This is a genomic window from Rhizobium sp. TH2, assembly GCF_024707525.1.
GTDB lineage: Bacteria > Pseudomonadota > Alphaproteobacteria > Rhizobiales > Rhizobiaceae > Rhizobium_E.
On sequence record NZ_CP062231.1, the window covers coordinates 5059128 to 5084414 of the forward strand.

At 61.5% G+C, this 25287-nt stretch carries 29 protein-coding genes and 1 riboswitch; of the genes, 9 read left to right on the top strand and 20 right to left on the bottom strand.

Annotated features, from left to right (window positions below):
* Positions 1–40: 40 nt before the first annotated feature.
* The gene (locus tag IHQ71_RS24750; protein WP_258159058.1) at positions 41–682 is read right to left on the bottom strand and encodes a DNA-3-methyladenine glycosylase; all 642 of its coding nucleotides are present in this window, start codon (positions 680–682) and stop codon (positions 41–43) included.
* A gap of 4 nt (positions 683–686) precedes the next feature.
* Entirely contained in the window at positions 687–1457 is a 771-nt protein-coding gene (gene gloB, locus IHQ71_RS24755) for a hydroxyacylglutathione hydrolase (protein ID WP_258159059.1), read from the bottom strand.
* A gap of 93 nt (positions 1458–1550) precedes the next feature.
* Here gloB and IHQ71_RS24760 point away from each other — a divergent pair, with 93 nt between their 5' ends.
* Together IHQ71_RS24760 and IHQ71_RS24765 are read left to right on the top strand one after the other, a co-directional pair.
* The gene (locus IHQ71_RS24760) at positions 1551–2345 is read left to right on the top strand and encodes a class I SAM-dependent methyltransferase (protein ID WP_258159060.1); all 795 of its coding nucleotides are present in this window, start codon (positions 1551–1553) and stop codon (positions 2343–2345) included.
* A gap of 23 nt (positions 2346–2368) precedes the next feature.
* Positions 2369–3289 (top strand): prephenate/arogenate dehydrogenase family protein, encoded by a 921-nt coding sequence (locus IHQ71_RS24765; RefSeq protein WP_258159061.1) that lies wholly within the window; start codon positions 2369–2371, stop codon positions 3287–3289.
* A 6-nt stretch (positions 3290–3295) separates the two neighbouring features.
* Here IHQ71_RS24765 and IHQ71_RS24770 read toward each other — a convergent pair whose 3' ends face one another.
* The 6 genes from IHQ71_RS24770 to IHQ71_RS24795 all read right to left on the bottom strand — a co-directional run bounded on the left by IHQ71_RS24770 (position 3296) and on the right by IHQ71_RS24795 (position 8510).
* Positions 3296–4525: a GNAT family N-acetyltransferase gene (locus IHQ71_RS24770; RefSeq protein WP_258162946.1), complete on the bottom strand. Its 1230-nt coding sequence runs from the start codon at positions 4523–4525 to the stop codon at positions 3296–3298.
* 49 nt (positions 4526–4574) lie between these two features.
* Positions 4575–5990: an oligosaccharide flippase family protein gene (locus tag IHQ71_RS24775; RefSeq protein ID WP_258159062.1), complete on the bottom strand. Its 1416-nt coding sequence runs from the start codon at positions 5988–5990 to the stop codon at positions 4575–4577.
* 129 nt (positions 5991–6119) lie between these two features.
* Positions 6120–6548 (bottom strand): DUF1178 family protein, encoded by a 429-nt coding sequence (locus IHQ71_RS24780; RefSeq protein WP_258159063.1) that lies wholly within the window; start codon positions 6546–6548, stop codon positions 6120–6122.
* Positions 6549–6552: 4 nt separating this feature from the next.
* Positions 6553–7401 carry a carbon-nitrogen hydrolase family protein gene (locus tag IHQ71_RS24785; protein WP_258159064.1) on the bottom strand — a complete coding sequence of 283 codons (849 nt, stop codon included), beginning with the start codon at positions 7399–7401 and terminating at the stop codon, positions 6553–6555.
* 11 nt (positions 7402–7412) lie between these two features.
* A complete protein-coding gene (gene grxC, locus IHQ71_RS24790; RefSeq protein ID WP_258159065.1) occupies positions 7413–7670 on the bottom strand; it encodes a glutaredoxin 3 in 258 nt (85 codons plus the stop codon).
* Between the two features lie 39 nt (positions 7671–7709).
* Positions 7710–8510 carry a ComF family protein gene (locus IHQ71_RS24795; RefSeq protein WP_258159066.1) on the bottom strand — a complete coding sequence of 267 codons (801 nt, stop codon included), beginning with the start codon at positions 8508–8510 and terminating at the stop codon, positions 7710–7712.
* A 57-nt stretch (positions 8511–8567) separates the two neighbouring features.
* Here IHQ71_RS24795 and IHQ71_RS24800 point away from each other — a divergent pair, with 57 nt between their 5' ends.
* Positions 8568–9425 (top strand): methyltransferase domain-containing protein, encoded by an 858-nt coding sequence (locus IHQ71_RS24800; protein WP_258159067.1) that lies wholly within the window; start codon positions 8568–8570, stop codon positions 9423–9425.
* A 117-nt stretch (positions 9426–9542) separates the two neighbouring features.
* Here IHQ71_RS24800 and IHQ71_RS24805 read toward each other — a convergent pair whose 3' ends face one another.
* From IHQ71_RS24805 to IHQ71_RS24825, 5 genes are all read right to left on the bottom strand, one after another.
* The gene (locus tag IHQ71_RS24805) at positions 9543–9863 is read right to left on the bottom strand and encodes a hypothetical protein (protein WP_258159068.1); all 321 of its coding nucleotides are present in this window, start codon (positions 9861–9863) and stop codon (positions 9543–9545) included.
* Between the two features lie 94 nt (positions 9864–9957).
* Positions 9958–10380, bottom strand: coding sequence for a (deoxy)nucleoside triphosphate pyrophosphohydrolase (locus IHQ71_RS24810; protein ID WP_258159069.1), 423 nt, complete (start codon positions 10378–10380; stop codon positions 9958–9960).
* Positions 10371–11150: an N-acetyltransferase gene (locus IHQ71_RS24815; RefSeq protein WP_258159070.1), complete on the bottom strand. Its 780-nt coding sequence runs from the start codon at positions 11148–11150 to the stop codon at positions 10371–10373. The genes IHQ71_RS24810 and IHQ71_RS24815 overlap by 10 nt, the downstream gene beginning before the upstream one ends.
* Complete coding sequence (argJ, locus tag IHQ71_RS24820) at positions 11131–12366, bottom strand: bifunctional glutamate N-acetyltransferase/amino-acid acetyltransferase ArgJ (RefSeq protein WP_258159071.1); 1236 nt, start codon at positions 12364–12366, stop codon at positions 11131–11133. The genes IHQ71_RS24815 and argJ overlap by 20 nt, the downstream gene beginning before the upstream one ends.
* 77 nt (positions 12367–12443) lie before the next feature.
* A complete protein-coding gene (locus IHQ71_RS24825) occupies positions 12444–13298 on the bottom strand; it encodes a peptidylprolyl isomerase (RefSeq protein ID WP_258159072.1) in 855 nt (284 codons plus the stop codon).
* A gap of 241 nt (positions 13299–13539) precedes the next feature.
* On the opposite strand from IHQ71_RS24825, the gene secA reads away from it, so the two are divergent.
* The 4 genes from secA to IHQ71_RS24845 all read left to right on the top strand — a co-directional run bounded on the left by secA (position 13540) and on the right by IHQ71_RS24845 (position 18083).
* The gene (gene secA, locus IHQ71_RS24830) at positions 13540–16260 is read left to right on the top strand and encodes a preprotein translocase subunit SecA (protein ID WP_258159073.1); all 2721 of its coding nucleotides are present in this window, start codon (positions 13540–13542) and stop codon (positions 16258–16260) included.
* Positions 16261–16491: 231 nt separating this feature from the next.
* Positions 16492–17301, top strand: a complete 810-nt coding sequence (locus IHQ71_RS24835; RefSeq protein WP_258159074.1) for a sulfotransferase family 2 domain-containing protein — start codon at positions 16492–16494, stop codon at positions 17299–17301.
* Between the two features lie 88 nt (positions 17302–17389).
* Positions 17390–17599: a dodecin gene (locus tag IHQ71_RS24840; protein WP_258159075.1), complete on the top strand. Its 210-nt coding sequence runs from the start codon at positions 17390–17392 to the stop codon at positions 17597–17599.
* 103 nt (positions 17600–17702) lie between these two features.
* Entirely contained in the window at positions 17703–18083 is a 381-nt protein-coding gene (locus IHQ71_RS24845; protein WP_258159076.1) for a YciI family protein, read from the top strand.
* Between the two features lie 12 nt (positions 18084–18095).
* Here the strand turns inward: IHQ71_RS24845 and ubiG are convergent, their stop codons facing one another.
* The 5 genes from ubiG to IHQ71_RS24870 form a co-directional block, all read right to left on the bottom strand.
* Complete coding sequence (gene ubiG, locus IHQ71_RS24850) at positions 18096–18839, bottom strand: bifunctional 2-polyprenyl-6-hydroxyphenol methylase/3-demethylubiquinol 3-O-methyltransferase UbiG (RefSeq protein WP_258159077.1); 744 nt, start codon at positions 18837–18839, stop codon at positions 18096–18098.
* A gap of 51 nt (positions 18840–18890) precedes the next feature.
* Positions 18891–20075: a VWA domain-containing protein gene (locus tag IHQ71_RS24855; RefSeq protein ID WP_258159078.1), complete on the bottom strand. Its 1185-nt coding sequence runs from the start codon at positions 20073–20075 to the stop codon at positions 18891–18893.
* Positions 20076–20084: 9 nt separating this feature from the next.
* Entirely contained in the window at positions 20085–21026 is a 942-nt protein-coding gene (gene metA, locus IHQ71_RS24860; RefSeq protein WP_258159079.1) for a homoserine O-succinyltransferase, read from the bottom strand.
* 43 nt (positions 21027–21069) lie between these two features.
* A riboswitch (SAM riboswitch) is annotated at positions 21070–21147 on the bottom strand.
* 77 nt (positions 21148–21224) lie between these two features.
* Positions 21225–22067, bottom strand: a complete 843-nt coding sequence (locus IHQ71_RS24865) for a MoxR family ATPase (protein WP_258159080.1) — start codon at positions 22065–22067, stop codon at positions 21225–21227.
* A 104-nt stretch (positions 22068–22171) separates the two neighbouring features.
* Positions 22172–22426: a hypothetical protein gene (locus IHQ71_RS24870; RefSeq protein WP_258159081.1), complete on the bottom strand. Its 255-nt coding sequence runs from the start codon at positions 22424–22426 to the stop codon at positions 22172–22174.
* Positions 22427–22546: 120 nt separating this feature from the next.
* On the opposite strand from IHQ71_RS24870, the gene IHQ71_RS24875 reads away from it, so the two are divergent.
* Both IHQ71_RS24875 and IHQ71_RS24880 read left to right on the top strand, forming a co-directional pair.
* Positions 22547–23467 (top strand): CoA ester lyase, encoded by a 921-nt coding sequence (locus IHQ71_RS24875; RefSeq protein WP_258159082.1) that lies wholly within the window; start codon positions 22547–22549, stop codon positions 23465–23467.
* Positions 23464–23670 (top strand): DUF1737 domain-containing protein, encoded by a 207-nt coding sequence (locus tag IHQ71_RS24880; RefSeq protein ID WP_258159083.1) that lies wholly within the window; start codon positions 23464–23466, stop codon positions 23668–23670. The genes IHQ71_RS24875 and IHQ71_RS24880 overlap by 4 nt, the downstream gene beginning before the upstream one ends.
* A gap of 165 nt (positions 23671–23835) precedes the next feature.
* Here the strand turns inward: IHQ71_RS24880 and IHQ71_RS24885 are convergent, their stop codons facing one another.
* Both IHQ71_RS24885 and IHQ71_RS24890 read right to left on the bottom strand, forming a co-directional pair.
* Positions 23836–24387 (bottom strand): GNAT family N-acetyltransferase, encoded by a 552-nt coding sequence (locus tag IHQ71_RS24885; RefSeq protein WP_258159084.1) that lies wholly within the window; start codon positions 24385–24387, stop codon positions 23836–23838.
* 72 nt (positions 24388–24459) lie between these two features.
* The gene (locus IHQ71_RS24890) at positions 24460–25206 is read right to left on the bottom strand and encodes a Bax inhibitor-1/YccA family protein (protein WP_258159085.1); all 747 of its coding nucleotides are present in this window, start codon (positions 25204–25206) and stop codon (positions 24460–24462) included.
* Positions 25207–25287: the final 81 nt, after the last annotated feature.

A 25287-nucleotide genomic window follows, 5' to 3' on the forward strand; every position in this document is an offset into this window, starting at 1 on the left:
TGAAGCCCTGAAAAGAATACGTTTTTCGCAATTACTGCTTTTATACAACCGGGATTGCGTCACGCTTGTGCTGGACAGCATAGTACGCCCAAAGCACACGCGCAGCAATCGACCGGCAGGGCTGCCAGCGGGTCGCCATGGCGCGCAAGGCCTTGTCACCCGGGCGTGGGGACAGGCCGAAGGCGCTGCCCGCAGCACTTTGCAGCGCCACATCGCCCGAAGGGAAGATGTCCGGGTGACCGGCGCAGAACAGCAGGAAGACCTCCGCCGACCATGGCCCGATGCCCTTCACCGCCGTCAGTGTGGCGATGGCTTCGCTAGCCGGCAGGTAGGCGGCAGTCTCCAGAACCAGCCCATCGGTACAGGCCCGCGCCAATCCGCGCAACGTGCTTTCCTTGGCGCCGGAAAGACCCACTGACCGCAGTTCCTCGACCGAATGGGCGAGGATGTTCTCCGCCGTCACCATTCCCGTCAACACTTCGAGCCGGCCCCAGATCGCATCGGCCGAGGCGCGTGAAACCATCTGCGAGACGATGATATGTGCCAATCCCTCATAGCCCGGTGGGCGGTGGCGGAGCGGAATGGCACCTGCGCGCGCAATCACCGGCGCGAAGGCCGGATCGATCTCGGCGAGTGCTAACGCGGCCGCCGCGATATCGGCCTCGGTCCTGATCGGCTGCATCGGATCAGAACTTGTCCTTGCGGGCACGGATTTCGGCAAAGACCTCCCAATCCTCCGCGCCTTCCATGCCGAGATGCTTGCGGATGCCGGCATCGTCGGCGCGCAGGAAAGGATTGGTGGCGCGCTCGACACCAATCGTCGTCGGCGCGGTGTGACCGCCTGAGGCGAGCGTTGCCTCGATCTCCTTCACACGGTCGCGCAATGCGGCATTCTGCGGATCGATCGTCAGCGCGAACTTCGCATTGCTCATCGTATATTCGTGGCCGAAATAGACCACCGTATCATCCGGCAGCTTGCGCAGATTGAGAAGCGACTGCCACATGTCGCGCGGGCCGCGTTCGAACAGCCGGCCGCAGCCAAGCGCGAACAGCGTATCGGCGGCAAACAGCAACCTGTCCTGCGGCAGGTAATAGCAGATATGCCCCGCCGTATGGCCGGGCGTCTCGATCACCTCTACGGGGTGGCCCGCGAAGGAAAACTGACCGCCATCACCGAACGCAAAGCCAATGCCGGGAATCTTGTCGGCCTCGTTCTTGGGGCCGGTGATCTCGGCATTGAAGCGCGCCTTGAGCGCCAGATTGGCCTCGACATGGTCCTGATGATGGTGCGTGGTGAAGATATCGGTCAGTGTCCAGCCGCGCCGGGTGAGCGCATCGAGGATCGGCTGTTCCTCGGGTGCATCGATGGACGCGGTCTTGCCGCTCTCGGGATCGTGCAGCAGCACGCCGAAATTATCGCTGCGGCAACGGAAAAGCTCTATCTCTAGATTTGCCATCGGATGTCCCTATCTCGTTTGTTCAAAATGCTTTTCGCGAAGATGTAGTGCCATCGCCCTTGAAGTCCAACCCGGTCACGTTACATTTCGCCCATGAGTACCGATATCGTTGACCTCAGACAGTTCTATCATTCTCCTCTCGGACAGATGGCGATCGCCTCGATCGGCCGCGCGATCGGTACGGTCTGGCCGCGGTTGCCGGACGAGCGGCTGATGGGCCTCGGCTTCACGCTGCCCTATCTTGAAATGTTCCAGAGCGGTGCGGAGCGGACCTTCGCCTTCATGCCCGCCGGCCAGGGCGCGGTGAACTGGCCGCCCGGCGCACTTTCGGCGACGGCCTTGGTGTTCGACGAGGAACTGCCGCTGCCGGATGCCTCGATCGACCGCATCCTGCTGGTCCATTCGCTGGAATTCGCGGAGAACCCGCGTGAGGCATTGAAGGAACTCTGGCGGGTGCTGGCACCAGGCGGGCGGCTGGTGGTCGTGGTGCCCAACCGGCGCGGCGTCTGGGCGCGACTGGAGCATACGCCTTTCGGGGCCGGACGGCCCTATTCGCGCGGACAGCTGACCTCGATCCTGCGTGAGGCCAATTTCACGCCTGGCGCTTTCGCCGAAGCGCTGTTCTTTCCGCCCTACCGCAAGCACTGGATGCTGAGGCTCTGCCAATGGATGGAGCCGTTCGGCCGCCGCGTGATGCCGGTCTTCTCCGGCGTCATCGTGGTCGAGGCGCAGAAGCGGCTCTATCAGGGCCTGCCGGTGTTCGCACGCTCCTCGCGCCGGGTCTTCGTGCCCGTGCTCTCACCGCAGGGTGTGCCGACATCGCGTGATGCAGCGGCCTCTCTCCCTCTCGACAATGCCTCGTCCCCGGTTTATGGCCATCCGGTCTGATTTTTCACCGGATTTCCCGAGACATGAGTGACGTAGAGTTCAACAAGATCGCCCTGGTCGGCATAGGCCTGATCGGCTCCTCGCTTGCGCGGGCGATTGCTGAAAAGGGCCTGGCGAAGGAAATCGCCATTTCCACCCGCAGCGAGGCGACGCTTGCCCGCGCTAGAGAACTCGGCCTGGGTACCAGCTATCACGCCAGCGCCCGAGACGCGGTCGGGGATGCCGATCTCGTCATCGTCTCGGTGCCGGTCGGCGCGTCGGGCGCGGTCGCAGCCGATATCGCACCGGCGCTGAAGCCGGGCGCCATCATCAGCGACGTCGGTTCCACCAAGGCCTCGGTCATCAACCAGATGAAGCCGCATATGCCTGATGGCGTGCATTTCATCGCCGGCCATCCGGTTGCCGGTACCGAATATTCCGGCCCGGATGCCGGCTTTGCGACGCTGTTCGAAGGCCGCTGGTGCATCCTCACTCCGACCCCCGATGCCGATCCGACTCAGGTCGCGAGGCTCAGGCATTTCTGGGAGACGCTCGGCTCCCTCGTCGAGGAGATGGACGCGGAGCATCATGACAAGGTGCTGGCGATCGTCTCCCACCTGCCGCACATCATCGCCTACAATATCGTCGGCACCGCCGAGGATCTCGAGACGGTGACGGAATCGGAAGTGATCAAATATTCCGCATCGGGTTTCCGCGATTTCACTCGCCTTGCCGCCTCCGATCCGGTGATGTGGCGTGATGTCTGCCTGCACAACAAGGATGCGATCCTTGAAATGCTGTCGCGGTTTTCGGAAGATCTCGCCTATCTGCAGCGGGCCATCCGCTGGGGCGAGGGCGACAAGCTGTTCGAACTCTTCACCCGCACCCGCGATGTCCGCCGCTCGATCATCGAAGCCGGCCAGGACGTGGCCGCGCCGAACTTCGGACGTTATCCAGAAAAGTAAGCCGGCTTACTTCCTACCCAGAGACATGATCTTCTGGCGGATCATCTTCGCCACGTTGCGGGTGTTCTGGTAGAGATGCAACTGCGTTCCGACCTGGCGCACTTCGCGGTCGGAATTTTCCCTGAGCCCGATGATCAGCGTGCCCATCGCCTCGCGCTCCTTCCAGAGCCGGCTCATGATGGGATGATCGGGGATGGCGCAGGAATCCGTGCGCACGATATTGGCATCATCGAGGTGCCAGTCGGTCAGCTGGGCGACCAGCAGCTTACCGGGCGAGAAGCGCGAAAGCTCCTCGTTGAAGGCGGTCTTCCAGGTATAGGCTTCGCCGTTCATCATCAGCACGATCATCGAGGCGATCGCCTGGCCGTCGAGATCGATCGTGTGGATGCGCGCGGCGTCGATCTCGGCGAGATTGTTCACCGCCTCACGGGCGAAGGCGGCACGCAGGCGGTCGGATAGCATCGCGCTGCGCTTCTTGCCCTTCCAGCCGCTCGCTTCGAGCATCAGGAACTCTTCCATGCGCATGCGGACATCTCTGGGCTGGCGGGCGATCTCGTATTTCACCGTGCCGAGCTTTTCGATCAGACCCCACTGCCTGCGCATCTCGCGCATGTGCGACGATTTGATAGAGGCTTTGAGATAGGCGTCGCCATCGAGCAGGCTGTCGAGCATCGGCCTGCTCTGCTCGTTGGTCGTGGTGATCGGCAGGTTGCGCGACATGGCGATCGCGCGCGCCACCTGGGCGAACTGGCCGTTAAGTCGGATGTCGGGCAGGACAAGCACACTCGGCAGCCGGCTTTCCTCGCGGCCGAGCGCATCGAGAAAATTGTCGATCGTCTCGGCCGCACCTTCGGCATCAACCAGCGGCGTGCCGAGCGGGCCATAGGAATTCGACCAGGCGCGGATGATCGGCGCGCCGATCGAGAAGCCGGGACGCTCGACCGAGAAGGGCATCAGGAAACGCAGCCGGCTCTTGCCGTCCGTCTCGTCGCGGACGACGGCGAGCCTGATCTCGCGGTCCTCCAGCCGGGGCATGGCGGGCGCCAGGAAACGGCTGGTGAAGAAGACATTCGGCTCCATCGCCCGGTTCGAGAGGAAATCGAGCTCTTCCTGCAGGTCGTAGCCGGCCTGCGGCGCATAGATCGACAGGGCGCGGCCGGGACGTCCCGCCTCGATCGAAAGCGACGGCGCCGGGCGCTGCCGTGTCGTGCCAATCTCGCCATGCGCAAGCTGCATGGAGGCGTGGAAGGCTTCTTCGTGCAGTGTCGGGGTCGGCGACATGGGTTCAGACATCCTCACGAACTGGACGCGCGGTTAGTGGCCGCGCGAATACGAAAAGCGTGATTTTCAGGCGGCTGCGCACCGCCACATGCAGCAGCACCGCTTCAACCAGCATGGCAAGCGCCGCGGCTGTGGCCGCGCCCTGGATGCCGTAAAGCGGGATCAGCAGCAGATTGAGGCCGATATTGGCGGCCAGCGCCACGACATAAAGCTTGACGCAGAGCGACTGCTGGCCGGCCATGGTCAGCAACACCTCGCCCGGACCGACAGCGGCCTTGCACATGATGCCGAAAAACAGGATCACCATGACATTGTAGCCTGCGGTAAAACCCTCGCCGAACATGCCGAGCAGGATGTTTCCGAGAGCCAGCGCCGTCAGCCCGACGAGCAGGCTCGGCCAGAACACCCAGCGCACGCTCTGGCCGGAGAATTTCGCCAGCGCCTCTCGGTCATCCCCGGCAAACAGCGCCGAGAAATGCGGTGCGGTCGCCGCCTTCACCGAGAAATAGACGAACTGCACCAGCGCCATGGTCTTCGATGCGGCAAAGTAGATCGCGACTTCACTCGGTGCCAGGAACAGACCGGTGACGACCGTATCGGAATTGGTCAGCAGGAAGATGAAGCCTTCGATCAGGAAGATCGGGATCGCGACGCGGAACCAGGGCGCGAATTCAACCTTCGCCGGCCCCCGGTCGAAGCGCCGGCGCAGCCGCCATGTGATGTTGAAGAACTGGCCAACCGTCGTGACATAGGCCGCCGCGAGACCAGCCACGAGCGCGGTCTGCGCCGTCTGCGCGGCACCGAACCAGACCGCAGCCAGCATGAAGAGGAGGATCAGCACCGGCCGGATGATATAGGTCGGTGAAAGTGCCGCGATGGCCCAGGAATTGGCGCGTGCGGTGCCTTCCATCGTGTCGCCGAGCGCGATCATCGGCAGGATGAACAGCGCGATATAGAGCGGCATCACATAGTAGGATTCGATCAGCCCCTGCGCGAAATGCAGCGCCACGAGGCCGACAAGCAGAACTGCCGTCGAAGACATCAGCGCAAAGAGCCGCGCGGTCGCCGTCAGGCCGCGAATGCGCTCGACATCGTTGGCCGCCTCGAACTGCGGCAGGAAGCGTATCTGCGCCGAATGGAAGCCGAGGCAGGAGAGGTTACCGATCAGGATCACCAGCACCCAGACGAAGACGAAGATGCCGTATTCGTGCTGGCCCATCATACGGGCCAAAACGATCTGCGAGATGAAGGCGATTGCCGCCGAGACGATGCGGATCATGAAGGCGATCAGGGCATTGCGGCCCGCGCGTCCGTCGCCGTCGCTTGATGTCAGGAGTTCGTATGCCTTTCCCAACAGGCCTTTCAGCCCGCCGGAACCGGTTTCCGGCAAATCCTTTTCGGATGCCTGGAGAAGGGTCATGAAACGCAATACTCGATATGTGTGAACGCGAAACAACTTACTCGTTTCTCACACATCAAGGTTAAGAAACGGTTCGAGAAGCCTGCGAAAGATCGAGGTGCGTTAGGTTTTGCGATCACGTCGAAGTGATCAGTTGGCGTCCTCGGGCAGGTCGGGCAAAGCCGAAATCTCGATGCCTTCCTCGGTCAGCGCCTGGGCGTCCTCAAGCGAGGCGCGGCCCATGATGCCGCGTGCTTCGGCCTCGCCGTAATGGATCTTGCGGGCTTCCTCGGGAAACTTTTCGCCGACATCCTCGGCATTGGCGCGCACTTCACGCACCGCCTCCTTGAGCTTGTCCATCATGTCGCGGCGGACATTATCCATCACCACCGCCTGGGTCTTGTCCTTCTGGCGGCCCGTCGTGACATTCGGCGCCATCAGCAGCTTGGAGACGGATTTCGACGCGCAATGGGCACAGCTGACGTACCCGGCTTCCGCCTGGCGATCGAAATCCGCGCTCGAGGCAAACCAGCCCTCGAACTGGTGCCCGGCATCACATTGAAGGGAATAATTGATCAAATCTTCACGCCACAGCGGCGCGATCGGGCGCCGTCTCCTTTACTTCGAATTCCCGCGCATTCCTGAGATTGGGGATTTTTCGACGCGCGGCCGCCACTTCCGCAATGTCGAGTTCGGCCGTGATGACCGCCTCACCGCTGCCACCGGCGATCGCCAGCACGCGACCCCATGGATCGACGATCATCGAATGGCCGAACGTCTCGCGGCCGTCCTCGTGGACGCCGGCTTGCGCTGCGGCAATCATGAAGACGCCGTTTTCGATGGCCCGCGCCCGGATCAGGATTTCCCAATGCGCCTCGCCGGTCTGCCGGGTGAAGGCGGCGGGCAGGCTGACGATCTCGGCGCCGGCAACCGCCTCGGCACGGAAGAGCTGCGGGAAGCGCACATCGTAGCAGATCGCAAAGCCGAATCTACCGAAAGGCAGATCAGCCAGCCGCGCCTCGCTGCCGGGACGGTAGACCGCGCTCTCGCGCCAGCTCTCGCCATTGTCGAGATCGACATCGAACATATGGATCTTGTCGTAGCGGGTAACCACGCCGCCATCGGGACCGAACAGGAAGCCACGATTGGCGATCTTGCCGTCGTCGAGCAGGATCGCCGTCGAGCCGATATGCAGGTGAATGCCAAGTTCCTTGGCCAGAGCCGAAGCGCCGGCGACAATCAGGTCGGTCGCTTCCGGCCGCAGGATTTCCATCAGCCCCTTGCGGTCGCGTTGCAGCGCGCCGGTCATCTCGGGCGTCTGGATATAGGTGGCGCCGGCGGCATGCGCTTCGCGCACCAGCTTTTCCACGCTGCGCATGTTCCTCTCGGGATCGACCCCGGAGCACATCTGGATGGCGGCGACCTTGACCATGTCTTTATGTCCTAAGCGGCAAGCAGTTGATCGAGCTTGCCGGCCCGATCAAGTGCGTGGATATCATCGCAGCCACCGACATGCTGGCCGTTGATGAATATCTGCGGGAATGTGCTCTTGCCACGCGCTTTCTCGATCATCTCGGCGCGCAGCCCTGAATTGCCGGTGGCGTCATGCTCGACATAGTTCACGCCCTTGCCTTCCAGCAGGGACTTCGCCGCGGAGCAATAGCCGCAATATTGACGTGTATAGATGACGACCGAAGCCATGATCTTCTCCAAACGATTGGGTCTCAGCCCTTTGATATCTCATATAATGCCGGCGCCCGGCCTTGCAATGGCCATTGCGAAGGTCAGCACGGTCACATCCGCGGCACCGGCGCGCTTCATGACGCGGGTCACGGCCGAGACGGTCGCACCGGTCGTGTAGACGTCATCCACCAGAACGATCCGCTTGCCGAAAAGCTCCGTCTTGCCCTGAACAGTGACTTCGAACGCGCCGCGCATATTGTTCTCACGCTGCGCCTTTCCCAACCCGATTTGCTGCGCCGTGGATTTCTTCCGCCGCACGGCATTGGCGGCAAGCGGCTTGCCGGTGATCTCCGCCAACGCCCGGGCCAGCTCCGCCGATTGGTTGAAGCGGCGCGACAACAGCCGCCAGGTATGCAGCGGCACGGGGATGATCAGGTCGCATTCGGCGAGAACCTCACCGCCGGCACGCGCCATCCACTTCGCCATCATCGGCGCAAGCTCGGTCCGGTCGCGGTACTTGAGCCCATGCACCAGCTTGCGGGCCGTGCCATCGAACGTGCAGACCGACCGCAGGCGGTCGAACACCGGCGGATCGGCGATCGCCTCGGCCGACAGGAACCCGGCACCGAGATCATGCTCGAACGGCGTGCCGAGCACCTCGCAATAGGGCCGCTCGATGAAGCTGATATCCTGCCAGCATTCCTGGCAGAGCGCGCCATGGCTGGCGTTCATCCGGCCGCAGCCGGGACAGGTCGGCGGAAACACGAAATCGGACGCGCGATGCCATTGCGCACGCGCATATCTGACCAGCAGCGGCGTGAAGAATGGCCGCCTCGTTTTCGTGTCCAGCTCTTCCATTCCTTGACATTATGCGAGGCCTCGTGACTTTGCGAGAAAAACAAACGAGCGCATGACATGGATATTCTGTTCGATCCCGACCTGGTGGTGGCGCGGCGCAAACGCGCGGCGAAAAGCTTCGAACCGAAGGCGGGTTTCCTCATGGATCTCGCGGCCGAGGAGCTCGCCTTCCGCCTGCATGCCGTCGAGCGGCATTTCGATCATGCGGCCGAGATGTTTGGCGGCACTGGCAGTGTTGCGACTGCGGCCATGATGACGGGCAAGATCGGGGAATTGAAGCGCGTCGATGTGGCCGGCAACGCCGATATTGAGGCCGGTAGCTTCGAGGATGTTCCTCTAGAGCCCGCTTCGCTCAATCTCGTTCTGGCGCCGCTGTCGCTACATGTCGTCAACGACCTGCCCGGCAGCCTGATCCGCATTCGCCGGGCGTTGAAACCGGACGGGCTTTTCCTCGCTGCAATACCCGGCAGCGGCACACTCAGCGAACTCAATGAAGTCTTACTCGAGACCGAGACCCGGCTCTATGGCGGCGCGAGTCCCCGCGTCATCCCATTTGGCGATGTGCGCTCCATCGGTGCGCTGCTGCAAAGGGCGGGCTTTGCGCTACCTGTCGCCGATGTCGAGACTTATACCGTCCGCTATGAATCCCTTTTCGGGCTGATGAAGGACCTCCGGGCATTCGGCATGACCAACATGCTGGCCGATCGCTCACGCCGGCCGGTCTCGCGGCAGTTCTTCATCGAAGCGGCCAAGCTCTATGCGGAACGTTATGCCGACCCGGACGGACGCATTCGGGCGACCTTCTCGATCACCTATCTCTCTGGCTGGGCGCCACATGAAAGCCAGGCCAAGCCCCTGAAGCCGGGTTCGGCAACGGTGCGTCTCGCCGATGCTCTGAAGGATCCGAAGGGCTGAGTGTAAGGGCTGGGCACCCCCCTCTGCCCTGCCGGGCAGAGGGGGGTGCCCAGGCTGAAAACGAATAGAGCCCGGCTTAGCCGGGCTCCGATAATTGCCACTAATGACGAAACGCCTTCAGCAGCCGCCATTCTCGTCGGATTCACCGACAATGCACGCATCGCCCGGATTCTCCGACAGCACGCTGCGACGGATCGTATAGTGCCTGGTCTTGCTGTCCTTCGCCGGCACCGAGCCGGTCGTGATATTGTCGTAATCCATCGTGCTCGCCTGAAGCCGGGCGCCGGATTTGTCGGGCGCCAGCATCGGCGTGACGATCAGGGAAAGGGCGATCGCCGCCGTCCCGAACAGGAGTGCCATGTTGAGAGCGCCCATGCGGTTAGGCTTGACGCTCACGAACTCCCGGTCCGGCTCTTCATGCCAGTGCTCATTGTTCATCTGTCAGTCCTGTAGAAAAATCAAAATCATAACGAGCTTGATTTTTGCCACAGGGACCTAAACGAAACCTTAACAGAAACTTATTCTTAACGATTCAATTGAGCAGATCGACCAGGAATGGCACAAGCGGCTCGTCGGCCGCCGGCATCGGATAGGTCCGCAAATCGCGGGTCCGGACCCATTTGAGCGCCTGGCCCTCAAGGCCCCGCGCGATGCCCTCGTAGCGCCGGCAGATATAGAGCGGCATCAGCAGATGGAAGTCATCGTACGCATGGCTGGCGAAGGTCAGGGGCGCAAGACACGGCACCTGCGTGATGATGCCGAGTTCCTCCTTGAGTTCGCGGATTAATGTCTCCTCGGGCGTCTCGCCGGCTTCGACCTTGCCGCCCGGGAATTCCCACAGGCCCGCCATCGGCTTGCCCTCGGGGCGCTGCGCGATCAGCACGCGGCGATCCGTATCGACCAACGCACAGGCGGCGACCAGCACGATCTTCTTCGGCTCGCCGCTCAAACCCATTCTCCCTTCTGCCAGTAGGCATAGGTGTAGGCGTCCTTGAAGCCCATCGAATCGTAGAGGTTCCGGGCATTGGTGTTCTTGACCAGCACTTGCAGCCAGGCCTGCCGGGCGCCGCGTAGCCGCGCCCAGCGCAGTGCCGAAGAGGCCAGTTCCCGGCCGATGCCCTTGCCGCGCAGGTTCTTCGCGACCACGACCTGCTGCAGCCCGGCAAGATCGTTGTCCTGCACGCAGATGCCGACAGCCGAAGGACCATCTGCGCTTTCCATCAGGAACAAGCCAGCCGCCGGCTCGATTGCCGAGATGATACTCGCAACAGTCGCGGTCGTCGTATCGCGCGCCTCGTCGATCCTGACACAAGCTTCGGCAAACCGCTGTATATCATGGGTCGGCAGGTGATCCATGCCGCCCTCGAGATCGAGCTCATCAAGATCGGCCATCATCACCAGCGTCTCATAGCCGCTGTGCCAGCCGAGACGACCGAGCAGATCAGGCAGTGCTGGCGGGCAGAGCGGCGACTGGCGGATGGCTGCGTTCAATCCCTCGGCGGCGAAGGCGGCCTCGGCCGCGCGAATGCGGGCCTCCATGTCGCGCTCGTCATGCGGATCCAGCGGCACAAGGCTGTTGAGCCGCTTGGATGGATGGCCTGGCGTGATGCGAAGCTGCCAGCTGCCATCGAAAGTAACGCGCGCGGCCGGCCAAGCCCGGAAGCCCGCAGCCTCCAGCCGGCGGACCAGCGGCAATCTTGGAACGTCAGCTGCGATAGTCGCCATTGATCTCGACATATTCCTTGGTCAGGTCACAGGTCCAAACGGTTGCCTTGCCATCGCCAAGCCCCAGATCGACCTTCACGGGAATCTCTTGCCCCTTCATGACGGCGGATGCGGCTGCCTCCGAATAATCAGGATCGCGCTCGCCTTCGACCGCCACGCGGATATCGCCGAACGAAATCGCCAGGCGATCGCGGTCGGCCGGTTCGCCGGCCTTGCCGACAGCCATGACCACGCGGCCCCAATTGGCGTCCTCACCGGCGATCGCCGTCTTGACCAAGGGGGAATTCGCGATCGACAGCGCGATCCGCTTGGCGCTCTCGTCGCTTACAGCGCCCGTAACGGTCACTTCGACCATCTTGCGTGCGCCTTCGCCGTCGCGCACCACCTGATGCGCAAGGTCGAGCAGCACGGCGTTGAGCGCATCGGCAAAACCGGAGGCCTCGGAGGCCTTTTCGACGCGCTTCTGGCCGCGGTTTTTCGCCGCACCCGTGGCAAACAGCATCAGCGTGTCCGAGGTCGATGTGTCGCTATCGACCGTCACCGCATTGAAGCTCGGGCCGACGCCCTTGCCGAGCAGTTCCTGAAGTGCGCCAGGAGCAATATCCGCATCCGTCACGACAAAGGACAGCATCGTCGCCATATCTGGTGCGATCATGCCCGCACCTTTGGCGATGCCGTTGATCGTGACCCTGACGCCGCCGATCTCGGCCGTGCGCGTAGCGACCTTCGGATAGGTATCGGTGGTCATGATCGCCTTGGCGGCGTCGAGCCAGAAATCGCCCTTCGCCTTGCCGTTCATGTCGCCGAGAACGCCTGCGAACTTGGTTGCATCGAGCGGTTCGCCGATCACGCCGGTGGAGGCGAGATAGATCTCGTCCACGCCACAGCCGATCGCTTCGGACGCGGATTTGGCCGTCAGCTCGGTCGCCGCGCGGCCCTTCTTGCCGGTGAATGCATTGGCATTGCCGGAATTGACCACGACGGCACGCGCCCGGCCCGTCGCCAGGTTGACACGGCAGAAATCGACCGGCGCCGAAGGGCATTTCGAACGGGTGAAGACGCCCGCCACGCTAGCCGGCTCGTCGAACACCATCAGCAGCACATCGGTGCGGTTCTTGTATTTGATGCCCGCCTCTGCAGTGGCCATACGGACGCCATCCACGGCGGGCATGTCGGGGAAGGATTTGGGCGCGAGCGGTGAAACGGTGTGAGGCATCGGCTTCTCCGTCAGATCGGCACGGAAGTAAACAAAAATGGCACCCGGAGACCGGGCGCCACTTCGCGAACTATCAATTACTTGGCGGTCTTGTTCGCTTCGTCATAGAGCTTCTTGAGCGCCGGATCGTCGACCTCGATCTTTGCGCCTTCGCGCGAAGTCTTGAGCATTTCCATATACTTGTCGCGCAGCACGACTTGCTTGACCTGGTCCTTGACCTGGTCGAAGGCCGGCGGCGGGGCTGTGCGCTTGTCTTCAACCTTGATGACGTGGAAGCCGAACTGGGTCTTGACCGGCACCTTGGTGACGTCGCCCTTGTTCATGGTGAACACGACGGCTTCGAATTCCGGCACCATCATGCCCTTCTTGAAGTAGCCGAGGTCGCCGCCATCCGACTTGTTGGGATCGGTCGACTTGGCCTTGGCGAGTTCGGCGAAATCCTTGCCCTCGCCGAGTTCCTTGATGATCGTCTTGGCCTCGTCCTCGGTCTTGACCAGGATGTGACGGGCACGGACTTCCTCGACCGGCGGCAGCGCCTTGACTTCCTTTTCGTAGCGGGCCTTGACCTCGGCATCGGTCACCGTATCGACGACATGCTTCTTGAAATAGGTGTTGTGCAGTTCGCGATCGAGGATGAAATCGAGGCGCGCCTTGAAATCGGGCGTCTGGTCGAGCTTCTCGGCACGGGCCTTCACGGCGATGACCTTGGCGTCGATGATCGTGCTGAGTGCCGCGAGCTTCTTCTGGTCGTCGGGCAGCTGTGCAAGCTGAGGATCGAGGTTGCCGATGGCGAGGTCGAGGTCGGACTTCTTGATCTCGGTGCCATCGATCTTCGCGATGACAGGATCCTTGGTGTCCTGGGCAAAGGCGGGCAGGGAAATGCCGGTCAATGCGACGAGCGCGGTGGCGGCAATCAGGTTAAAACGGGACATCTCTCTACCACTTTCCTCTCAATTCGGAATTCGGGTTCGGGATTTGCATTTTTCGGGCTAAAAGGCAATCGGAAAAGCGAGACTTTGACCCGGTCCCGTTGACATGGCGAACACCCCCTCTTATCTGTCTCGCGACCTTGGCGACGCGAATAGCGGCGTGCGCCGGAACGTCTTTTGTCGGGTCTTCATTGAATCCCTCCAGGCGTTTAACGTGAAATAGATTTGGGAAAGGACCATAGCAATGGTCAGTCTTGGCGGCATCGCCCGCAAATTGTTCGGTTCCTCCAACGACCGCCGAATCCGTTCCTATGGCACCCGCGTCGCCGAGATCAATGCGCTCGAGCCGCAGATCAAGGCGCTCAGCGACGAGCAACTCCGGGCCAAGACGGATGAGTTCAAGGCGCAGCTCGCCGCCGGCAAGAGCCTCGACGACATCCTGGCGCCGGCCTTCGCCGTGGCCCGCGAGGCGGCGCGCCGCGTGCTCGGCATGCGGCCATTTGACGTACAGCTCATCGGCGGCATGATCCTGCACGAAAACGCGATCGCCGAAATGAAGACCGGTGAAGGCAAGACGCTCGTCGCGACCTTGCCCGTCTATCTCAACGCACTCTCCGGCAAGGGCGTGCATGTCGTCACCGTCAACGATTACCTCGCCCAGCGCGACTCTGCCCAGATGGGCCAGATCTACACCTTCCTTGGACTATCGACGGGCGTGATCGTGCATGGCATCGATGACGACCAGCGCCGCGAGGCCTACGGCTGCGACGTGACCTACGGCACCAACAACGAGCTCGGCTTCGATTATCTCCGCGATAACATGAAGTACGAGAAGAACCAGATGGTCCAGCGCGGCCACAATTTTGCGATCGTCGATGAAGTCGACTCGATCCTGGTCGACGAGGCCCGCACGCCGCTGATCATCTCCGGCCCGCTCGAAGACAAGTCCGACCTCTACAATCTCATCGACGCCTTCATCCCGCAGCTGAGCCCCGAAGATTACGAGATCGACGAGAAGCAGCGCTCGGCGAACTTCTCCGAAGGCGGCACCGAGAAGCTCGAGAACCTGCTGCGCGCGGCGGGCCACCTCAAGGGTGAATCGCTCTACGACGTCGAGAATGTCGCGATCGTCCATCACGTCAACAACGCGCTGAAGGCCCACAAGCTGTTCACCGCCGACAAGGACTACATCGTCCGCAACGGCGAGATCATCATCATCGACGAATTCACCGGCCGCATGATGCCGGGCCGCCGCTTCTCCGAAGGCCTGCACCAGGCGCTCGAAGCCAAGGAACACGTGTCGATCCAGCCCGAGAACCAGACGCTTGCCTCGGTCACCTTCCAGAACTACTTCCGCATGTATGCCAAGCTTGCTGGCATGACCGGCACGGCCTCGACCGAAGCCGAGGAATTCGGCAACATCTACGGCCTCGAAGTGGTCGAAGTGCCGACCAACCTGCCGATCAAGCGCCTCGACGAGGACGACGAGGTCTACCGGACCGTCGAGGAGAAATACAAGGCGATCATCATCGATATCCTCGATTGCGCCAAGCGCGGCCAGCCCGTGCTGGTCGGCACGACGTCGATCGAAAAGTCCGAATATCTCGCGACCCGCCTGCGCAATGAAGGCTTCAAGGACTTCCAGGTCCTGAACGCCCGCTACCACGAGCAGGAAGCGTTCATCGTCGCTCAGGCCGGCGTGCCGGGCTCGATCACCATCGCCACCAACATGGCCGGTCGCGGCACCGACATCCAGCTCGGCGGCAATCCCGACATGCGGATCGCCCAGGAACTCGGCGATGTCGAGCCCGGTCCGGATCGCGATGCGCGCGAAGCCACCATCCGCGAGGAAGTCCAGAAGCTGAAGACCAAGGCGATTGAGGCCGGCGGTCTTTACGTGCTGGCAACAGAACGCCATGAAAGCCGCCGCATCGACAACCAGCTGCGCGGCCGTTCCGGCCGTCAGGGCGACCCCGGCCGTTCGAAATTCTTCCTGTCGCTGCAGGACGACCTGATGCGCATCTTCGGTTCCGAGCGCATGGATTCGATGCTGGTCAAGCTCGGCCTCAAGGAAGGCGAGGCAATCGTCCATCCCTGGATCAACAAGGCGCTCGAACGCGCCCAGAAGAAGGTCGAGGCGCGCAACTTCGACATCCGCAAGAACCTCCTGAAATATGACGACGTGCTCAACGACCAGCGCAAGGTGATCTACGAGCAGCGCCTCGAACTGATGGACGCCGAAAGCGTCACCGAGGACGTCGAGGACATGCGCCACGAAGTGGCCGATTCCATCATCGGCAAGTATATTCCCGAGCGCGCCTATGCCGAGCAGTGGGACACCAAGGGCCTCCAGGACGAGATCATCAAGAGCCTTAACCTCGACCTGCCGATCCCCGAATGGGCCGCCGAGGAAGGCATTGCCGAGGACGACATCTCCGCGCGCGTCAAGGCCGCCGCCGACGACGAAATGAAGGAAAAGCGCGAGCGTTTCGGCGACGAGCTGATGAACTATGTCGAGCGCTCCGTGCTGCTGCAGACCCTCGACCACCTCTGGCGCGATCACATCGTCAATCTCGAGCACCTGCGCTCGGTCGTCGGCTTCCGCGGCTACGCCCAGCGCGACCCGCTGCAGGAATACAAGCAGGAAGCGTTCGAACTCTTCCAGGCGCTGCTCGCCAACCTCCGCAACACGGTGGTCGGCCAGCTGATGCGCGTCGAACTGGTGCAGAACGCCCCGCCGATGGACGACCTGCCCGAGATGCACGGCCATCATCTCGATGCCTCGACGGGCGAGGACGATTTCCTCGAAGGCACGCCGATTGGCAACACCGTATTCGCGGTCCAGGAGACGACCCGCAACCCGAACGACCCTGCAAGCTGGGGCGAAGTCGGCCGCAACGAGCCCTGCCCCTGCGGCTCGGGCAAGAAATACAAACACTGCCACGGCGCATACCAGACCGCCTGATCAGTCCAGCAACCGATGACCGTGCCCCGGATGGATAATCCGGGGCATTTTCGTTTCAATATACGTCCGAGCCAATCGCCTCTGATCCAGGCGGAAAGATGCCCGGCAGAATCGGCTCCATTTCAATGCAAGAGGCTCCAAGGTGCCTGACGTTGCAAATCCCGCATCCTCCATGGCATAGATGCCAGCGATCCCTATGGCGGATGCAGAGATCAATCGAAGAAAGACAAAATGTTCGTATCCAAAAAGCTCGTCTATCTCCAGATGCAGAAAACCGGCAGCACCCATGTGACCAAGGTGCTGAAGAAGCATACCAAGGGCAAGACGAAGGAACGCCACGAACAGCTGGAGGACTATGACGCCTACAAGGACCGGCTGATCGTTTCATCCGTCCGCAATCCCTGGGACTGGTACGTCTCGCTCTGGGCCTTCGGCTGCGGCGGGAGCGGCGGCTTCCACAAATATCTCGTGGCCACGCCCTGGAGCGAAATCCGCCACGCGCAAAAGCATGGCGGCGTCGGCGCAGCGGCAGGAGCGCTGGCGAGATCGGCAGCCCGCATCGGACGCCGCCCGGACTGGAAAGCGCTCTATGCCGATGCTTCCAACGAGGCGAACTTCCGGGCCTGGCTGAAGCTCGTACTGGGCGAAGAGGGCAGGCACATCCAGAAGGAAGGCTATGCCACGAGCGACGTGAAATCCGTGATCGGCTTCAAGACATACCGCTTCCTGGCGCTGACCACGGAATTCGACAAGTGGAACAATATCGGCCGCAAGGCCCGGACCTATGACGAGCTCTCACGCTTCGCCGACGAGCACACGATCACCAGGCGCATCCTCCGGATGGAAACATTGAACGGCGATATCTACGACATGCTGCAAGCGGTCGGCGCGAAGGTGACGATGGAAGACATCGAGACGATCGGCAAGACCAACGTCTCCGTCCACCGCAAATACGATACCTATTATGACGACGAGACCTACAAGCTCGTTGCCGATCGCGACCGCTTCATCATCGACCGCTACGGATACAAGATGTTCTGAAGCGGCGGTGCCGTTTGACATCGATCAAGAATTGCCTGATCGTGATCGCCGGCCGCGGCCCATGGCCCGACCGGCCAGGGAGGCTAGCATGTCCAATCATGTCTACAAGAAAGTGGAACTCGTCGGCAGTTCCAAGACCTCGGTAACCGATGCGATCGAAGCCGCAATTTCGCGCGCCTCGAAAACCATGCGAAACCTCGACTGGTTCGAAGTCGACCAGATCAGGGGACATATCAAGAATGGTTCGGTGGAGCATTACCAAGTGTCGATGAAGGTCGGTTTCCGGATCGACGATTGACGGCCGGCCTGCTGATACTGCACGGAAAAGACCTGTCCGGCGCGTGATCGCTCGCGGGCGATTCCGTGCGCAACGCGATTGTGCCTATTGAAGGAAATCATGCATGTATTACGCAATCCTGGCCTATCACCTCGAAGGCGTCGTGGAATCCTGGAGCGCCGAGGAAGACGCGACGCTGATGACCGAGTTGCTGCAGGTCAACGATCGTCTCGTCAAGGCAAAGCACCTCGGGCCGGCAGCGCGGCTTGGCCCAACCACTGGGGCCGTCACGCTGCGAGGCCCCGGTGCGGGCGTGGTCATCGACGGCCCCTTCGCCGAAACCAAGGAACAGCTTCTCGGTCTCTACGTCGTGGATTTCCCTGATATCGAGCAAGCCGTGGCCGCAGCCCGCGACCTGCGCCGCGCCAATCCATCGGCGGTTTACGAAATCAGGCCGATTTCACTTTATCTGCCGGGCGCGCCACTGGAGCAGGGTGGGGAGTAGCGAGAAGATCGACTACGCCCGCTCGGCCACGATCATGTAATTCACGTCCATATCCCTAGACAGGTTCCACTGGTTGCTCAGCGGGTTGAAGAACACGCCAGTGCGATCGGTCACCACCATGCCCGAGGCCACCAGCGGCGCCTCCAACTCCTCCGGACGCACCAGCTTGTCATATTGATGCGTGCCACGCGGCAGCCAGCGCAGGATGTTTTCGGCCGCGACGATGGCGAGCGCCGCCGCCTTGAATGTGCGGTTGATCGTGGCGACGAACATCAGACCGCCGGGCTTCACCATCGAGGCGCAGGTTTCCATGAAGAAGGGCACATCAGAGACATGCTCGACCACTTCCATGTTGAGCACGATGTCGAATTTCTCGCCATCGGCGGCCAGCGCTTCGGCCGTGACCGCCCGATAATCCACCACCGCGCCGGATTGCTCGGCATGGGTCTTGGCGATGCCGATATTCTTCTCGGACGCATCGGCGCCGAGCACATTGGCGCCCATCCGCGCCACCGGCTCGGACAGCAACCCGCCGCCGCAGCCGATATCGAGCAAGCGCAGCCCTTCCAGTGGCTTGTGCGACTTCGGATCGCGGCCGAACTGCCGGCAGGCACGGTCCCTGATATAGGCGAGCCGTACCGGGTTGAATTTGTGCAACGGCTTGAACTTGCCCGCCGGATCCCACCACTCCGCCGCCATCGCGGAGAAACGGTCGACCTCGGATTGGTCGATTGTGGTCTTTGCCGCTTCGCTCATGGTCGTGCTCCGGAATACTGAACTGACAGGACCTATATAGGGTGAAGACCCCTATCGCGACAATTCTTTTGCCGCAGCCTCCAGCCCGCCGAGCGTCAACGGATACATCTTGCCGGCGAAGAGCTGGCGCACGATTCCGATCGACTGCGTATAACCCCAATGCTTCTCCGGCACCGGATTGAGCCAGACGCTCTTGCGGAAATGCCCGGTGATCAGATTGAGCCAGGCCGCCCCCGCCCGGCTGTTCCAATGCTCGACCGAGCCGCCCGGCATGGTGATCTCATACGGGCTCATCGAGGCGTCGCCTGCAAAGATCACCTTGTAGTCCGGCCCATAGGTGCGGATCACATCCACGGTATCGATCATCGATGAGCGCCGGCGGTGATTGTCCTTCCACACGCCCTCGTAAAGGCAATTGTGGAAATAGAAATATTCGAGCTGCCGGAATTCCGATTTTGCCGCCGAGAACAGCTCTTCCGCCACCTTCAGGTGATCGTCCATCGAGCCGCCGATATCGAAGAACATCAGGAGCTTGACGCGGTTCTTGCGCTCCGGTCGGGTCTTGACGTCGAGCCAGCCATGCTCGGCGGTCGAGCGGATCGTGTCGTCGAGATCGAGTTCCTCGTCCGCGCCATCACGCACCCAGCGGCGCAGGCGTTTCAGCGCCACCTTGATGTTGCGGGTGCCCAGTTCGACCGAATCGTCGAGATTTCTGAAGGCGCGCTCGTCCCACACCTTCACCGCCCGGCGATGGCGCGATTCCTTCTGCCCGATCCTGACACCTTCGGGATTGTAGCCACCGGCGCCGAAGGGCGAGGTGCCGCCGGTGCCGATCCATTTCGAACCGCCCTGATGCCGACCCTTCTGCTCCTCGAGTCGCTGCCTGAGCGCCTCCATCAGCTTGTCGAAACCGCCGAGGCTCTCGACCAGCCGCTTCTCGTCGTCGGTCAGATGTTTGTCCGCCAGCCGCCGCAGCCATTCCTCGGGAATGTCGCTCACATCGACCGCCGACGTACCGGCTACCGCCTCGACGCCCTTGAAATAATGCGCGAAAACCTGGTCGAACCGATCGATGAACCGCTCGTCCTTCACCAGCGCCGCACGCGCCAGGAAGTAGAACGCCTCGATATCATAGTCGGCGATATGTGCATCCATCCCCTCGAGCAGCGAAAGATATTCCCGGAGCGTGACCGGGACTTTCGCTGCCTTGAGTTCGAGGAAGAAGGGGATGAACACGGGCTTGCCTTACGCCTCCTCAAGCACCTTGGCCCGAATCCCCACCTGGCTCAGATCGAACTCCGTCGTCTGGTAGACCTGGTTGATCCAGTTGCCGAACAACAGATGCGCGTGGCTGCGCCAGCGGTTGAGCGGCGGCTGGGTCGGGTCGTTGTGGGTAAAATAGTTGGCGGGCATCTTGATCGGGATGCCGGCCGACTGATCGCGGAAATATTCGTCGGCCAGCGAGGTCGAGTCATATTCCACATGATTGAACATGTAGAGCCGGTTGCCCTTCTTCTCGGCGACGAGGCACAGCCCGGCATCGGGTGAAGTCATCAGCGCCTCGAGCCCCGAGGATGGGTCGATATCCTTCTGCAGAACCTCGGTCCAGCGGGATACGGGAACTGCGAAATCATCGGAGAAACCAAGCAGATAGGGCGAGGACGGATTGAGATTGCGATGCTGGTACACGCCGAAGGCCTTCTCCGGCAGGATGTATTTCGGCACCTTGTGGAAGTGGTAGATCGCCGCCATCGCGCCCCAGCAGATGTTGAGCGTCGAATGGACATTGGTCTCGGTCCAGTCGAGGATCGCCTTCATCTCGTCCCAATAGGTCACATCCTCGTAATCGAGCATCTCCACCGGCGCGCCTGTTATGATGAAGCCATCGAACTTGCGGTGCTTGATCTCGTCCCAGGTGTTGTAGAACGAGAGCAGATGATCCTCGGACGTGTTCTTCGACTTGTGCCCACCGATGCGGACGAGCGACAGATCGACCTGCAGCGGCGAGGCGCCGACGAGGCGCGCCATCTGGACCTCGGTCTTGATCTTGTTGGGCATCAGGTTGAGCAGGCCGATCTGCAGCGGGCGGATATCCTGCCGGATGGCGGCGGAATCCGTCATCACGGACACGCCCTCGGCAACAAGCGTCTGGAACGCGGGCAACTGGTCGGGAATCTTGATAGGCATCGGGGCACTCCAATACGCCGGCGATAAACAATCGCTGACGGTCCCCGAGTTCCGGTGGCCCTATTTAGCGATTTGTTTAACGTGGCTGCAAGCCGGCCGGCAAATCACCACGGTTTCTCTCATATACCGGGTGATGCACATTTTCAATCGGGTTGAAATTCAGTCGATTTGGCGGGCGCAGCCACTGGGATCTGCGCCCTATCGCATCTCGCGCCGGGCCATGAAGGCCAGCCGTTCGAAGAGATGCACATCCTGCTCATTCTTAAGCAACGCACCGTGCAGTTTCGGCAGGGCGTTCTTGTCGCTTGCCGCAAGCGTTTCCGGCTCGACATCGTCGGCGACGAGCAGGCGGATCCAGTCGAGCGCCTCCGATGTCGAGGGCTTCTTCTTCAGCCCCGGCATGTCGCGAATCTCGAAGAACCGCGTCAGCGCCGCCGAAAGCAGCCGCTTCTTGATACCGGGATAGTGGACCTCGACGATCGCCGCCAGCGTATCGGCATCGGGAAAGCGGATATAGTGGAAGAAGCAACGGCGCAGGAACGCGTCCGGCAGTTCCTTCTCGTTGTTGGAGGTGATGATGACGATGGGCCGTGTGATCGCGCGGATCGTCTCGTCGGTCTCGTAGACGTGGAACTCCATGCGGTCGAGTTCCTGCAGCAGGTCGTTGGGAAACTCGATATCGGCCTTGTCGACCTCGTCGATCAGCAGCACGACTTTCTTGTGTGCTTCGAAGGCATGCCAGAGCTTGCCCTTGCGGATATAGTTCTTGATGTCATGCACGCGCTCGTCGCCCAGCTGGCTGTCGCGCAGCCGCGACACGGCGTCATATTCGTAGAGCCCCTGCTGCGCCCTGGTGGTGGATTTCACGTTCCATTCGATGAGTTCGAGCCCGAGGCTCCGGGCGATCTGGCGCGCCAGTTCCGTCTTGCCGGTTCCCGGCTCGCCCTTGACCAGCAGCGGCCGCTCAAGCCGGATCGCGGCATTGACCGCGATCATCAGGTCCTTCTCGGCAATGTAGTCTTCGGTACCCGTGAACTGCATGTCGGCACTCAATCAATATGTTCGTCGAAAAAATCCGGGCAACAAAAAAGGCGGAACCAATTGTCCGCCTTCCCATGGCCAAGGCAAAGAGCCCGGCCGATGTATCACATGTCGATAATCGTGCCCTTGCCATCGTTCCAGACGCGCACCGGACGACCGTCCTGCGCGCGATGGGTGCGGGCATAGGCGCGCACCGGTTCGCGCTCATTGCCGGCAAGCAGCGAGGAAAGCCACTGGCCAAACAGCAGCACGGATACCGCGCCGGCGATCGCAATACCGATCGACGCTGTGAACAGCGCGACGATGGCGACCAGCGTCAGGCCCGCGAGCGTGAGGAAAAACGAACGAATGCTTCTCATGGATTTCACCATTCCTTTAATGGCAATGTGGGGCAGAAGCCCGAGAATTGCAAGAGGTTCGACGTATCAGTAATCTCACATATTCTTGAAACCCGGCTTAAATCGGGCCATAGAGAGGCCATGAGCATGATTTTCGACCACCACCCGCAGCACCTGCGCCGTTCCGTTCTTTGCCTGCCTGCTTCCAACCAGCGCGCCATCGACAAGCTCGCGGAGCTTGATTGCGATGCGGTGATTCTCGATCTCGAGGACGCCGTGGCCGAGGAAAAGAAGGAGGAGGCGCGCGCCAATATCCGTGCCTTCTTCAAGGCGCGGGGTACAGCCGATCGCGAAGTCATCATCCGGATAAACCAGGCGTCCTCGACGCATTACGATACGGACATGGCCCTGGTGCTCGAATGCGAACCCGACGCCGTGCTGCTGCCCAAGGTGCGGGCGCAGGACGACATTCTCGATGTTGCGGTCTTCCTCTCGGAAAACGATGCGCCGGAGACGATCCGCCTCTGGGCCATGATGGAAACGCCGCTCGCGATCCTCAATGCCGGACCGATCGCCGAGGCGGGCCGCACAGCGGGCGGCAGGCTCGATTGCCTCGTCATGGGCCTCAACGACCTGCGCAACGACACCCGTATTCCCTTCGATCCCGCACGCACCTATCTCATCCACTGGCTGATGCAGGTGGTGCTGGCCGCCCGCGCCTTCGGGCTGACGGTGATCGATTCGGTGTCGAATGATTTCAAGGATCTGGCACAATTCGAGGCGGAATGCATACAGGGCCGTGCGATGGGTTTCGATGGCAAGATGCTGATCCACCCGGCACAGATCGATGCTCCGAACCGAATTTTCCAGCCCTCTGCCGAAGAACTCGCGGAAGCGGAGGCGATCGTCGCCGCCTTCTCAACGCCCGAGGCCCAAGGCAAGAACGCCATCAATGTCGCCGGCCGCATGGTCGAGCGGCTGCATTTCGAACAGGCAGGCCGGATCGCCGCCCGCGCCCGGATGATCCAAGCCCGAATGACTAAAGCAGGGAAAAAGATATGAAAGTCTACCGCTTCCTCACCGGCCCCGACGACAACGCCTTCTGCCATCGCGTGACGATGAACCTCAACAAGGGCTGGGAACTGCACGGCGCGCCGACGCTGACGTTCAACAGTGTGACGGGCCAGGTCATCTGCGGCCAGGCGATTGTGAAGGACGTGCCGGGGAAGGATTATGATCCGGAGATGAAGTTGGGGGAACAGTAAGTGATTTGCCCCTCACCCGTAAGAACGGGGCGAGGGGACGCTGCGCTCACCCGCTGCGCCTCCTCAACACCTCGAAGTAGCGCAAAAGGGTGCAGCGAGTCCCTTCTCCCCGCCCGCAGGGAGTAGATGCCGGCAGGCAGATGAGGGGCTGTCCCCGGCCGCCCGTTACACCAGCTTCCTCAACCCCGGCTCCTCGGTGGGAATCGTATCAACACCCTCGCCGAGCTCGATCTGCATCAGCACCGTGTCGATCCACTGGCCGAACTTGAAGCCGCTCGCCGGCAGCCGGCCGACATGCTTGAAGCCCGCCTTTTCATGCACGGCGATCGAGGCCGGGCTGGCGCCGCCGATGACGGCGATCATCTGCCTGATGCCAAGGCTCGCTGTGGCGCTCATCAGCGCATCCAGCAGCGCGCCGCCGACGCCCAGTCCTCGCGAATCCGGCGCGACATAGATCGAATCCTCCGCGAGATACCGGTAGGCCGGGCGCGTCCGGAAGGGCGAGGCATAGGCGTAGCCCAGCACCTTGCCGTTGCCGTCCTCGGCGATGATGTAGGGGTAGTTCTGCCCGGTGATCGTGGCGAAGCGCGACGCCATCTCTTCGTCGGAAGGCGGCTCCAGCTCATAGGTCGCGACATTCGTCAGCACGGAATCGCGGTATATTTCACAGATGATGGGCAGGTCGGCGGACACGGCATCGCGAATGCGGATCTTCATTTTGGCTCTCGAAATCAGGCATGAAAAAGGGCGACCCGGAGGCCGCCCTGATATCCTTAGCAGAAACCGTTGCTATTCGCGATTGCCCATGAAGCGCAGCATGAACAGGAACAGGTTGATAAAGTCCATATAGAGGCTCAGCGCGCCCATGATGGCCTTCTTGCCGGCGGCTTCGAAGCCGTCGCTTTCGAGGTACATTTCCTTGATCTTCTGCGTATCCCAGGCGGTCAGGCCGGCGAAGATCAGAACACCGATCACGGAGATCGCGAATTCAAGCGCCGACGATGCCAGGAACAGGTTGACCAGCGAGGCGATGATCAGGCCGAACAGGCCCATGATCAGGAACGAGCCCATGGCCGACAGGTCGCGCTTGGTCGTGTAACCATAGAGCGAAAGGGCGGCAAAGGACGCGGCGGTCACGGCGAAGGTCTGCACGATCGACGCATTCGTGTAGACGACGAATACGGTCGAGAGCGAAAGACCTACGAGACCGGCATAGACCCAGAACAGGAGCTGCGCCGTGAATACGCTCATCCGTTCGATGCCGAAGCTCAGGAAGAGCACCGGAGCGAGCGGAGCAAGGATCACCACCCAGCGCAGCGGGCTAAGGTAGATAGCCTGGCCGAAGGCGTTGACCTGGCCATTCGTGAACGCGAGGTCGGCGACGAAATAGGCGACGAGACCAGTCAGCGCCACACCCAATGCCATCAGGTTATAAACCTTGAGCATATGGGCGCGCAGGCCCGCGTCGATATCTGCATCGGTGCGCACGCCGGCGGCGTTCACCGTGCGGGTTTGAAAGTCTCTGATGTCAGACATAGTTTCCTCTAACAAAGCTCCGTTTTGTTTTAAAAACACGGTGTCGGACCATAGGCCGTAAGAGCGGTCATTGCCCGTGCG